Source organism: Ruegeria sp. BH6, assembly GCF_056538105.1.
Window position 1 is genome coordinate 75,078 of the sequence record NZ_JBQFSR010000002.1, and the last position, 11,673, is coordinate 86,750.

Annotated in this window: 10 protein-coding genes and 1 tRNA gene; 5 read left to right on the plus strand and 6 right to left on the minus strand. The window is 57.0% G+C overall.

Translation table 11 applies throughout. The features are described from left to right. The first annotated feature begins 103 nt into the window (after nt 1-103). Entirely contained in the window at nt 104-1,648 is a 1,545-nt protein-coding gene (locus ACR0B8_RS05580; protein WP_170514375.1) for a trimethylamine methyltransferase family protein, read from the plus strand. A 47-nt stretch (nt 1,649-1,695) separates the two neighbouring features. Here the strand turns inward: ACR0B8_RS05580 and ACR0B8_RS05585 are convergent, their stop codons facing one another. Beyond that, the gene (locus ACR0B8_RS05585; protein ID WP_170358611.1) at nt 1,696-1,941 is read right to left on the minus strand and encodes an EF-hand domain-containing protein; all 246 of its coding nucleotides are present in this window, start codon (nt 1,939-1,941) and stop codon (nt 1,696-1,698) included. 548 nt (nt 1,942-2,489) lie between these two features. Further along, the gene (locus ACR0B8_RS05590; RefSeq protein WP_170358613.1) at nt 2,490-6,110 is read right to left on the minus strand and encodes a vitamin B12-dependent ribonucleotide reductase; all 3,621 of its coding nucleotides are present in this window, start codon (nt 6,108-6,110) and stop codon (nt 2,490-2,492) included. Nucleotides 6,111-6,641: 531 nt separating this feature from the next. Here ACR0B8_RS05590 and ACR0B8_RS05595 point away from each other — a divergent pair. After that, nucleotides 6,642-7,076 (plus strand): hypothetical protein, encoded by a 435-nt coding sequence (locus ACR0B8_RS05595; RefSeq protein ID WP_264187187.1) that lies wholly within the window; start codon nt 6,642-6,644, stop codon nt 7,074-7,076. A 10-nt stretch (nt 7,077-7,086) separates the two neighbouring features. On the opposite strand, the gene ACR0B8_RS05600 is transcribed toward ACR0B8_RS05595, so the two are convergent. The 4 genes from ACR0B8_RS05600 to pdxH form a co-directional block, all read right to left on the minus strand. Then, nucleotides 7,087-7,163, minus strand: a tRNA-Pro gene (locus tag ACR0B8_RS05600). Between the two features lie 43 nt (nt 7,164-7,206). Further along, complete coding sequence (locus ACR0B8_RS05605) at nt 7,207-7,638, minus strand: DUF192 domain-containing protein (RefSeq protein ID WP_226688402.1); 432 nt, start codon at nt 7,636-7,638, stop codon at nt 7,207-7,209. Nucleotides 7,639-7,680: 42 nt separating this feature from the next. Beyond that, the gene (locus ACR0B8_RS05610; RefSeq protein WP_174818762.1) at nt 7,681-8,187 is read right to left on the minus strand and encodes a cold-shock protein; all 507 of its coding nucleotides are present in this window, start codon (nt 8,185-8,187) and stop codon (nt 7,681-7,683) included. Nucleotides 8,188-8,329: 142 nt separating this feature from the next. Continuing rightward, complete coding sequence (gene pdxH, locus ACR0B8_RS05615; protein ID WP_170358619.1) at nt 8,330-8,935, minus strand: pyridoxamine 5'-phosphate oxidase; 606 nt, start codon at nt 8,933-8,935, stop codon at nt 8,330-8,332. A gap of 135 nt (nt 8,936-9,070) precedes the next feature. Between pdxH and fabI the strand changes: the two genes are divergently transcribed. The 3 genes from fabI to ACR0B8_RS05630 are packed head-to-tail and all read left to right on the plus strand — an operon-like array spanning nt 9,071 to nt 11,594. Next, complete coding sequence (fabI, locus tag ACR0B8_RS05620) at nt 9,071-9,877, plus strand: enoyl-ACP reductase FabI (RefSeq protein ID WP_170358621.1); 807 nt, start codon at nt 9,071-9,073, stop codon at nt 9,875-9,877. Between the two features lie 4 nt (nt 9,878-9,881). Then, a complete protein-coding gene (gpt, locus tag ACR0B8_RS05625) occupies nt 9,882-10,391 on the plus strand; it encodes a xanthine phosphoribosyltransferase (protein WP_170358623.1) in 510 nt (169 codons plus the stop codon). Between the two features lie 27 nt (nt 10,392-10,418). Then, nucleotides 10,419-11,594, plus strand: a complete 1,176-nt coding sequence (locus tag ACR0B8_RS05630; RefSeq protein WP_170358625.1) for an aminotransferase — start codon at nt 10,419-10,421, stop codon at nt 11,592-11,594. The last annotated feature ends 79 nt before the right edge of the window (nt 11,595-11,673 follow it).

Below are 11,673 nucleotides of genomic sequence, written 5' to 3' on the forward strand. Positions count from 1 at the left end.
CAGCCGCACCATTGGTGCGGATCGTGGTCGTGCGGCACGTGGGCGGCCGTCAGAGGCTTAGATCAACCCTTCTGACAGCCAATTACCCATCGGAATCCGAACCATGAACGATCAAACCCGCACCTCATCCCGCACCGGCGGTCGCGCCGCGCGTCGTGCTGCCCGTGCAACTGCACTGCCCGAACATTTGCGCCCTGTCCGTGCAGGTATGGAAGGCGGCACTCTCAATGTGCTGACCCAAGCCCAAATCGAGCGCATCCACGAAGCCGCCTTGACCGCATTGGAAACCATTGGTCTGGCGGATGCCCCGCCAAGCGGCATCGACTACCTGGTCGGCGCCGGGTGCATCCTGGGTGACGATGGTCGCATCCGGTTCCCGCGCGCGTTGGTGGAAGACACGATTGCCAAGGCCAACCGCTCGGTTACCCTGTACAGCCGCGATGGAAAGACCGACCTAGAGTTGTCGGGCACTAAGGTTCACTACGGCACCGCCGGTGCTGCCGTCAGCATGGTGGATGTACACGGGCGGGAATACCGCGACTCGACCGTTCAGGACCTGCACGATGCTGCGCGCATTTGCGAACAGCTAGAAAACATCCATTTTGTTCAGCGCCCCATGGTTTGCCGCGACATCTCGGACAATCTGGAAATGGACCTGAACACGATCTACGCCGCCTGTTCAGGCAGCTTCAAACATATCGGTACGTCCTTTACCGAACCCAGCCACGTTGCCCCTGCGGTGGAAATGCTCCACATGATCGCCGGCGGCGAGGACAAGTTTCGTGAGCGGCCCTTCGTGTCGAATTCGAACTGTTTTGTCGTGCCCCCGATGAAATTCGCGACCGAAAGTTGCGAAGTGATGGAAGAGTGCATCAAGGCCGGGATGCCGGTTCTGCTATTGTCTGCTGGCATGGCAGGCGCGACCGCGCCTTCAACCATCGCCGGAGCAATCACGCAGGCCACTGCGGAATGTCTGGCCGGACTGGTTTACGTAAATGCCGTAAGCCCCGGCGCACCGGCAGTTTTTGGCACTTGGCCATTTGGTTTGGACCTGCGCACAGGTGCGATGTCCATCGGTTCGGGCGAACAGGCCCTGTTAACGGCCGGCTGCGCGCAAATGCATCGATTTTATGACCTGCCGGGTGGTGCTGCGGCTGGAGCATCGGACTCGAAGCTGCCCGATATGCAGGCCGGGTGGGAGCAGATGTGTTCCAACGTCATGGCGGGCCTGTCAGGTTTGAACATGGTATACGAAGCGGCGGGCATGCATGCCTCGTTGCTGGGCTTTTGCCATGAGAGCCTGATTCTCAGTGACGACCTGATCGGTCAGGCACAGCGCTGCGTACGCGGGATCGAAGTGACTGACGAAACCTTGGCCTTGGACCAAATCGCCGAGGTCTGCATTGGCGGGCCGGGTCACTATCTGGGCACCGATGCCACGCTAAGCCGGATGCAGGCGGACTATGTATATCCCGTTTTCGGTGACCGCACCTCACCCAAGGAATGGGCCGAGCTTGGCAAACCCGATCTGATCGAAAAGGCGATCAAGCGGAAGGAAGAGATCTTGTCGATGCCGTCCCCGGCGCGTTTTGATCCACTTCTGGATGCTGAACTTCGGACCAGATTCAATATTCACCTTCCCCAATAAGATACTGAAAAGCGGCCAGAAATCCTCTGGCCGCTTTCTTTAATGTGTTAGCCGTCGGTTGGCGGCAGCAATCCTGCTTCCTGTGCCACGGCAATCTCGGCCTCATCCAGCGCGCCGTCGCCGTTGGCATCCATTGCCGAGAAACCATCCGTGTCCACTTCAGGCAGAACCGCCTGCACTTCTTCGATGGTCAAAACGCCGTCTCCATTTGTATCTGCCGAGGATTGCGCGACGGCCAGCGTCGGCAGTCCCAGGGCAAGGGCGGAAATAGCGGCCAGAGTTTGCGGTTTCATTGTGATGCCTCCTGATTGAGTTTTTTGCATGTTTGCGTCCGGACAAGCCCTACAAACACCGCACGCCGGGCTGCTGTCACCCGCATTGCGGGACTAAGCCACTTTCGCGCCAATCTTTGCGTGTTTTTCCGAGTCGCGTCTGCGGCGAGCCGCTGGGCAAAATTCCCCCATCACGTCTCGGCGGGTCTTGCCCGATGAGGAATGCACAATCCGGCAGAACCCTGCCTAATTTCCCAATCACGGTTGAAAAAAGAAAGGGGGCCGAAGCCCCCTGTCAGTTTCGCCTTCCAGGCTCATTTCGTTGACCGCCCGGTGTTTTTTTGCCTGCGGCCTGGACTGCGCATGGGACGAGCGCACCCGCCCCGTGAAAGAGTGGGAAAGAGCAAATATTCCGCCCCACCCTGTTCCCGGCCGACACGGGCATGTCGACCGAGTGGAGCAAGACGCCTAGTGGTAAGTCTCAGGCAATGCCTTGCCCCTTATTCGTCGGGACCGAATATCCGAGGGGAAATTCAGGTCCCTACACCCCGCCTGGCGGGGCGTTTGTCTTAGCTACACCCGCTGGTCCCGCCGCAGGTGTTGCATTTCATGCAGGTGCCGTTGCGCACCAGCGTATAGTTTCCACATTCGCCGCACGGGTCTCCTTCGTAGCCCTGCATCTTGGCTTTGGTGCGAGCATCCATGCCTGTGGCAACCGCTGTTTCCGCGACCGGAGCCTCGAACGATGCGGCGGTTTCCGCCATGCCGTTCACCTCGGCCTGACCGCCGTTAAAGACGACAAGATCCTGCGGCAGACGCTTGCGCAGATACCCGGTTGAGCTGATTTGTTTCAGCACTTCCAAAGACTTAGTCGCTGCACTTTCACTGATTTCAGAGACGTTTGAGACACCCTCTTCCTCGCCCCGGCCCAGATCATCGAAGGTTGCACCTTCGGGCTTCACGTGCGCCAGATCGGTTCGGTCCAGATAGGACACGGCCAGTTCGCGGAAGATGTAATCCAGGATCGAGGTCGCATTCTTGATCGAGTCGTTGCCCTGTACCATCCCCGCCGGTTCGAACTTGGTGAAGGTAAACGCATCGACGAACTCTTCCAGCGGTACGCCATATTGCAAGCCAACCGAGACAGCGATGGCAAAGTTGTTCATCATCGCCCGGAAGCCAGCGCCTTCCTTGTGCATATCGATGAAGATCTCGCCCAACTTGCCGTCTTCGAACTCACCGGTTCGCAGATAGACCTTGTGGCCGCCCACGATCGCTTTCTGGGTATAGCCCTTGCGGCGATGTGGCAGTTTCTCGCGGTGGCTTCGGATAATTTCCTTGACTACAACCTTCTCGATCACCTTTTCGGCCAGAACGACGGCCTTTTCCTGCGCCGAGCCGCTTTCCAGCACTTCGGCCGCCTCGTCATCATCCTCGACCAGCGCCGCTGCCAGCGGTTGCGACAGTTTCGAACCGTCGCGATAGAGCGCGTTGGCCTTCACACCCAGCGACCACGAAAGCTCATAAGCCTTTTGGCAATCCTCGATGGTCGCGTCATTCGGCATATTGATCGTCTTCGAGATTGCACCCGAGATAAAGCTCTGCGCCGCTGCCATCATGGTGATGTGGCTATCAACCCCAAGGAAACGCTTGCCTTTCTTGCCGCACGGGTTGGCGCAGTCAAAGATCGAATAGTGTTCTTCCTTCAGATGCGGCGCGCCTTCCAGCGTCATGGTTCCGCAAACATGGTCATTGGCTGCTTCGATATCCGCGCGGGTGAAGCCCAGATGGCGCAGTAGGTCGAAGGTGGGATCGTTCAGTTTGGTTGCCGGGATGCCCAGAACGCCGGTGCAGAAATCCTCGCCCAGTGTCCACTGATTGAACACGAATCGGATATCAAAGGCGCTTTCCAGCGCGGCGTCCACCTTGGCCAATTCATTAGGGCCAAAACCGTGACCGGTCAGCGACGTGTGGTTAATCCCCGGCGCGTTGCCGATAGTGCCGTGACCAACCGCATAACCGACGATTTCTTCGATCTGCGACGAGGAATAGCCTAGCTTTTCCAGCGCGGAAGGCACCGAACGGTTGATGATCTTGAAGTAACCGCCACCAGCCAGCTTCTTGAACTTTACCAGCGCAAAGTCAGGCTCGATCCCAGTGGTGTCGCAATCCATCACCAGACCGATGGTGCCTGTCGGCGCAATCACGGTGGCCTGCGCGTTGCGGTAACCGTTCTTCTCGCCGAGGCTCAGCGCCTCATCCCAAGCGGACATGGCCAGATCGATCAGACGCTTGTCCGGGCAGTTACCATGGTCCAGTGGCACCGGCTTTACGGCCAGTTTCTCATAACCATCGGTCACTCCTTGCGATGCGCGGCGGTGGTTACGGATGACGCGCAGCATGTGGTCTGCGTTACGCTCATACCCTTTGAACGGCCCAAGCTCGCCTGCAATCTCGGCCGAGGTTGCATAGGCCACACCGGTCATGATCGCCGTCAGCGCGCCACAGATCGAGCGCCCCTCATCCGAGTCGTAACTGTAGCCCATGTTCATCAGCAGGCCGCCAATGTTGGCGTATCCCAGACCCAAAGTGCGGAAATCATAAGACAATTGCGCGATTTCCTTGGATGGGAACTGCGCCATTGTCACCGAGATTTCCAGCGTCAGTGTCCAAAGGCGCGAAGCGTGCATGTAGTCCGCCGCCTGGAACTCACCATCCTTCAGGAAGGTCAGCAGGTTCATCGACGCCAGGTTACAGGCAGTGTCATCGAGGAACATGTATTCCGAGCACGGATTCGAACCGCGGATCGCACCATCTTCGGGGCACGTATGCCATTCGTTGACCGTGTCGTGGAACTGAATGCCGGGATCGGCGCAAGCCCATGCGGCGTGGCCAACCTTTTCCCACAGATCCCGCGCCTTGACGGTCTTCGAGACTTTGCCATCGGTGCGGTTGATCAATTCCCAATCGGCGTCTTTCTCAACGGCGGTCAGGAATGCGTTGGTCACACGGATCGAGTTGTTCGAGTTCTGGCCCGACACCGAGCTGTACGCTTCCGAATCCCAATCCGTATCATAGGTCGGGAACTCAATACTGTCATGGCCCTGCTTGGCGTAATCCAAAACGCGCTTGATGTAAGTTTCTGGGATCGCAACCTTTTTGGCTTCGCGAACCGCTTTCTTCAGGCTGTCATTCTTGTTGGGATCATACGCATCGTCCTGTGCGCCGTCCCAGCTGCGGATGGCCTCGAAAATGCCGTTCAGCATCTTCTCGTGCATCTTCGATCCGGCAACGATCGAGGCCACCTTTTGCTCTTCGATCACCTTCCATTCGATGAATTTTTCGATGTCAGGGTGATCAGCATCGACGATTACCATCTTTGCTGCTCGACGGGTTGTTCCGCCTGATTTGATCGCGCCAGCGGCGCGGTCGCCGATCTTGAGAAAGCCCATGAGGCCCGAGGACTTACCGCCACCCGACAGCGCCTCGCCTTCGGCGCGCAGATGGCTGAAGTTGGTCCCGGTACCCGAGCCGTATTTGAACAGGCGCGCCTCGCGCACCCAAAGATCCATGATGCCGCCTTCGTTCACCAGATCATCATCGACGGACTGGATGAAGCACGCGTGCGGCTGCGGATGCTCGTATGCGGATTTCGATTTGGTCAGCTTGCCGGTCTTGTAATCGACATAGTGGTGACCCTGCGCGGGGCCATCGATTCCGTAGGCCCAGTGCAGACCTGTGTTGAACCACTGCGGGCTATTCGGTGCGGCGCGCTGAGTCGCCAGCATATAACGCATCTCGTCAAAGTAAGCGCGCGCATCCTCCTCGGTCGAGAAATAGCCGCCCTTCCAACCCCAATACGCCCAAGCGCCCGCCAAGCGGTCGAACACCTGCTTGGACGAGGTTTCGCCACCGAATTCAGCACCTTCTGCAGGAACTGAGCGCCACAGAAATTCGGGAACGTCCTTTTCCTTGACCTTTTTCAGAGCCGACGGAACGCCAGCCTTACGAAAGTATTTCTGAGCGATGACATCACTGGCGACCTGGCTCCACTTTGCGGGGATCTCGATTTCGTCCAGTCGGAAAACAATGGTGCCGTCCGGGTTCCGTATCTCAGATGTCGCAGAGACAAAATCCAGTTCTGCGTATGCATCTTGCCCCGATTTGGTGAATTTCCTGTCAATCTTCATGTCCGCAGCCCTAGATTCAATCAACTTGTCCGTTCGCGTCAGATGCATTTCAGCGATCCGCACGCCATGCCTGAAAATTGGGCGCAAATGACCGGTCGCTGTCTTTAACAGCGCGAAACCGCTTATACGGTTGCACGTTTAATAGATGTGCTTTCCGACCCTCGCCCTATGCCTTACCCTGGTTATGCTACCAGATTTAGTGGCATGTCTTTCGGCCCATACAACTTGGCGTATTCGGCCATAGATCGTCAACGCCATTTTCATTCATTTTTGAAATCTTTTTTGTTGACCAAACGGTTCCCAAGGGTCCGCGGGCGTTGGATTCCGATTCCTCCACAGGTTCATCCACGGGATAAAGCACTGCACTTGAAAATCGCGCAACAGGATTAACTGTTTTTATCAGCAGAGTTACCAGCATTTGATAATCCCGCTGTAAGGTGGATAGGCTGAATGAGAATCACAACACCACCGGTCGCGCGGCCAGACAGGAGGCATAACGTGCAGAATAGAAAATCGAGAGTGTCAGAGTGGATGACCGCGTTTCGATTTCTGCCCGCAATGGCCCTTATCGTGGCCTGTGCACCACAAGATATACCCCCTCCGACCCGCAGCGCGCAGTTTGAAACATATCCCGAACGGCTGTTTGACACCTTTGAGACTCAATGCGCTGGGCCAGGAGAAAAGTTCGAGAAAGTGGGGAATCGGGTTTTTGAGTGCCAGGAGTTTCTTCCCCCGGACACCACCGCGTTTCTGATTCTCAATTATGATGGCTACCCGCAAGACCTGCCCAAAAGCGTCATGCGCATGACGTCGACCAAGAACACTACCGGGTATCGCGTGGACGCCGAATTGTACTTTAATGTGCCGCAAAAACAGGGCCCGGCCGTCAAGGTTCCCGTAGAGAGCAAAGCACTGGATCAAGCGTTGGGCGCGCTGTTCCAGAAGATGGGTGGTTCACCAACATAAGAGGAAGAAGTGGTCGGGGCGGCAGGATTCGAACCTACGACCCCCTGTACCCAAAACAGGTGCGCTACCAGACTGCGCCACGCCCCGGACCGTGCGCCTTCCTAACGTTGCCATTCTGATTTGAAAAGCCCTAACAGGGCCAAATTGCAGGACCTTGCGAAAAAATTTCGTGCTGCATCTGTGTTCCTGGGGTGATCAGGTAACGCGCCGCCAATCCAGCGTTGATTTCCAGGACTGCATACACCGAATCTCCGCCTTGGATCAGTGATTCATCCCCGGGAATCGCGTTCTCATGCACATGTACAACAGCTCCTGTGCGATCCAGAAAAATGATATCCAAGGGAATCAGCGTGTTTCTCATCCAAAAGGCGACTGGCTGCGGCGGATCGAACACGAACAGCATTCCAGACCGCTGCGGCAGCGACTCGCGAAACATCAATCCACGCGCCCTATCCTGTGGACTGATTGCAAGCTCGACGTTGAAACTGACTTGAGTTTTGTCGTTCCGCAGCCCGACACGATCCACCTGGCACGCAGCCAGCACGTTACCGGCCCACAGCATTGTCACACTTGCAAGAACCGTTAACAATCTGATCATCTGGTATTATTCGTCCAGTGCCGCTTCCCAGGCCAGGACCTGAGCCGCCATACGCCCGCGTTTGCCATTAATGACCCGCATCGCCAACGCTTCGCCTGGTTGCAGATCAGCCAGACCAGATCGGCGCAGCACCTCGATATGCAGGAAAACGTCTTCGTCCCGACCAAATACATTGGCGAAGCCAAAACCCTTGCCCTTGTCGAACCATTTCACCCGCGCCGCTTCCAAAGGAGCCTCGGCGATCACAACCGGATCAAGTTCCGCGAAATCCGCCAACATCATTGAGTCGGTGCGCGCCGGTGGGTCTACGCTGACAACCTCAACCGCCTGAACGCCGCGGTCAGTGCGATGCGTCATGATCTCGATCCCGGCGCCATCGGCGACCGAGCTTTGACCAAAGTTACGTAACACGTTCACATGCAACAGAATATCCGGGCCACCTTCGTCGGACACAACGAACCCGTACCCCTTAGCGGGGTCAAACCATTTCACGTGTCCTCGAACGCGGTACATATTGTTCAGGTCTTCCGGCACAGCATTCCTATCGCGAAAATTAATAGTTCGTTAAGGGTCCGATGTGTATGGGATTGGCTCGCAAATTCAAGCTGAAAAAATCCTTTGATTTCTTTGTGTTGCATTTCACGATACGCGAATGTCATGGATTCAACCTTTGTACATCCCATGCCGAGTCTTCCTGATCCCGGCGCCACTGAAACCTGTCGTGCAACCGGAATGCACCATCGGCCCAAAACTCGATCTCGCTCGGCACTAACCTGTACCCGCCCCAGAACGGTGGTCGCGGTGGGTTCGGCCCCAATTTCGCGGTCACCTTTGCAACTTCTGCCATCAAAGCAGCCCGGCTGCTAAGAGGCTGAGACTGTTTCGAAGCCCAAGCCCCAAGACGGCTTTTTAGCGAGCGCGACGCATAATATTCATCGGCTTGCGCCCCGCTTTCCCGGGTTATTGTACCACGAACACGGATTTGCCGCCTCAATGATTTCCAATGCATTACAAAAGCTGCTTTGCCCGCCGAATCCAATTCGGCCGCCTTGGCACTTTCGTAATTGGTGTAAAATACGAAGGCACCGGATTCGATTTCTTTCAACAGCACCATACGCACGTTCGGCATGCCGTCAGAATCGACGGTTGCCAACGCTATTGCATTGGGATCGTTCGGTTCGCTGTCTTTGGCCTCACCTAGCCACCGCCCCGCTATTTCAAACGGATCGGAGCCGGCGAAGATGCCGTCACGCTCAGTCATTTCCATCCCCCGGAAACTATTATTGGCCACCCTAGGGCGAGAACCCGCTGCGAGCAAGAGTACGCGGCCTTGATGCAGCGCATCCAATGGCATAAACCAACGCAACAAATCGCGAAGACAGGCGGAGAACCAAACATGTCAAATCAGTTGATGGCCGGCAAACGCGGCCTCATCATGGGACTGGCCAATGATAAATCGATCGCATGGGGCATTGCCCGCGCTTTATCCGATGCCGGGGCCGAATTGGCCTTTTCCTATCAGGGCGATGCCCTGAAAAAGCGGGTCGATCCGCTGGCGGCGCAGCTGGGCAGTGAAATTGTTCTTCCCTGTGATGTGGGTGACGAGGACTCGATTGATGCTCTGTTCACGGAATTGGAACAGAAATGGGGCAAGCTGGACTTCGTGGTTCACGCGATTGGTTTTTCCGACAAGAACGAGCTGCGCGGTCGGTACGTCGACACCAGCCGGGCGAATTTCAAGCTGACCATGGATGTTTCGGTCTACTCTTTCACCGCCGTCATGCAGCGTGCGGAAAAGATGATGTCCGAAGGCGGCAGTGCAATCACCCTGACATATTACGGTGCCGAGCAGGTTATGCCGCACTATAACGTCATGGGTGTCGCCAAGGCCGCGCTGGAAGCATCGGTCAAATATCTGGCCGAGGATCTGGGCAAAGACGGTATCCGGGTGAACTCGATCTCTGCCGGTCCGATCAAGACGCTGGCCGCCAGCGGTATTGGCGACTTCCGCTATATCATGAAGTGGAACGAGTATAATTCGCCCCTGCGCCGCAACGTGACCATCGACGATGTCGGTAAATCGGCGCTGTATCTGCTGTCCGATCTCAGCAGCGGTGTCACCGGCGAAAATCTGCACGTAGATTCGGGGTATCACATCGTCGGTATGAAAGCCGTCGACGCCCCGGACGTTGAAAAGGGTTAACGCAATGAGCGCCAAGGACCGTCTGCCCCACGAAAAAGGCTTTCACATCAGTTGGGACCAAATCCATCGCGATTCCCGTGCTCTGGCATGGCGGCTGGATGGTCAAGGACCGGACGACGGTGCCTGGCGCGCGGTTGTTGCGATCACACGCGGTGGTATGGCCCCAGCCATGATCGCCAGCCGTGAGCTGGACATTCGCACCGTCGACACGATCAGCGTGCGGTCCTATCACCATCAGGAACAAGGCGAAGCCGAGGTGCTGAAAGCCCCTGATGCCGAGCTGATGGGTGATGGTGAAGGCATTTTGATCATCGACGATCTGGTCGACAGCGGCAAAACACTGGAACTGGTGCGTGCGATGTACCCCAAGGCGCATTTTGCCACTGTCTATGCCAAACCCAAAGGCCGCCCGATGGTGGATACGTTCATCACCGAAGTCAGCCAGGATACGTGGATCTTCTTCCCGTGGGATATGGCCCTGCAATATGTCGAGCCCTACCGCGGCACCGACTGATCTTTTCCTGAACATCTAGGATCTCGCATGACCCGCACACGCACCGCCGCCACCTTCGCCCCTCCGGTGATGGAGGCGCGGCGCTGGCTGGAAGGCGCGAATTTCCCTGACGACCAGCCTTTGATCAATGTCAGTCAGGCCGCACCGGTCGATCCGCCCCCGTTGGCCTTGCGTCAGGCCATGGCCGAATTTGCGGTGACCGAGGATCGGGCCCATCTCTATGGGCCGGTTCTGGGCAATCCCGATCTGCGCAACGAATTGGCGGCGCAAATTGGTCAGCACTATGATGTCGAGGTCGCAGCGGATCAGGTCGCAATCACCTCGGGTTGCAATCAGGCATTTGCCGCCACAATCTCGGCCATCACTGACGAAGGGGATGAGGTTATCCTGCCAACCCCATGGTATTTCAATCACAAAATGTGGCTGGACATGGCCGGGGTACATGCCGTTGACCTGAAGACCGGTGATGATCTGTTACCTAATCCTGATGCCGCCCGCGCTTTGATCACCGACAAAACCCGCGCCATCGCTCTGGTGACGCCGAACAACCCGGGTGGTGTGGAATACCCGGCCGATCTGGTGCGCGCGTTCTACGAACTGGCCCGTGAAAACGGTCTGCGCTTGCTGGTCGATGAGACCTATCGCGATTTCGACAGCCGCAGCGGCCCGCCGCATGACCTGTTCGCGCAGCCCGGCTGGGATAAGACGCTGGTTCACCTCTATTCCTTTTCCAAAGCCTATCGCCTGACCGGCCACCGGATTGGTGCCATTGCGACGGGTGCTGACCTGCTATCCGAGGTAGAAAAATTCCTTGATACGGTGGCCATCTGCCCCGGTCAGATCGGCCAATTCGCGGCCCTTTGGGGCATGCGGAACCTGTCGCAGTGGGTCGCCGGAGAGCGTGACGAAATCCTCGATCGCCGAGCGACTATACAAGAGCAATTGCCAAACCTGACTGACAAGGGTTGGCGTCTGTTAGGCTTGGGCGCCTATTTCGCCTATTTCGAACATCCGTTCGATATCCCCTCGGACGAACTGGCACGCCTTCTGGTGGCGGAGGCCGGCATCCTTCTGCTGCCCGGAACGATGTTTATGCCGCCGGATGATCCCGCTGGAAAACGCCAGATGCGCATTGCATTCGCTAATCTCGACCGCGCCGGTATTCAGCAATTGTTCGAACGGTTGCAAGCCCTGTCCTTCTGAGCTTGCCCCCCGGCGGTGCGCGTCGTATTCAGGGCCGCAACCGACAGGGCAGTTCCTTGCCACAAGATTAAGAGGGCAC

Bases quoted from the DNA above. Each gene is read 5' to 3' on its own strand.
- ACR0B8_RS05585 (WP_170358611.1), bottom strand. From the start codon at position 1,941: ATGAAACCGCAAACTCTGGCCGCTATTTCCGCCCTTGCCCTGGGACTG.
- gpt (WP_170358623.1), top strand. From the start codon at position 9,882: ATGAGCGCCAAGGACCGTCTGCCCCACGAAAAAGGCTTTCACATCAGT.
- ACR0B8_RS05590 (WP_170358613.1), bottom strand. From the start codon at position 6,110: ATGAAGATTGACAGGAAATTCACCAAATCGGGGCAAGATGCATACGCA.
- ACR0B8_RS05630 (WP_170358625.1), top strand. From the start codon at position 10,419: ATGACCCGCACACGCACCGCCGCCACCTTCGCCCCTCCGGTGATGGAG.
- ACR0B8_RS05595 (WP_264187187.1), top strand. From the start codon at position 6,642: ATGACCGCGTTTCGATTTCTGCCCGCAATGGCCCTTATCGTGGCCTGT.
- fabI (WP_170358621.1), top strand. From the start codon at position 9,071: ATGTCAAATCAGTTGATGGCCGGCAAACGCGGCCTCATCATGGGACTG.
- ACR0B8_RS05605 (WP_226688402.1), bottom strand. From the start codon at position 7,638: ATGCTGTGGGCCGGTAACGTGCTGGCTGCGTGCCAGGTGGATCGTGTC.
- ACR0B8_RS05580 (WP_170514375.1), top strand. From the start codon at position 104: ATGAACGATCAAACCCGCACCTCATCCCGCACCGGCGGTCGCGCCGCG.
- pdxH (WP_170358619.1), bottom strand. From the start codon at position 8,935: ATGACTGAGCGTGACGGCATCTTCGCCGGCTCCGATCCGTTTGAAATA.
- ACR0B8_RS05610 (WP_174818762.1), bottom strand. From the start codon at position 8,187: ATGTACCGCGTTCGAGGACACGTGAAATGGTTTGACCCCGCTAAGGGG.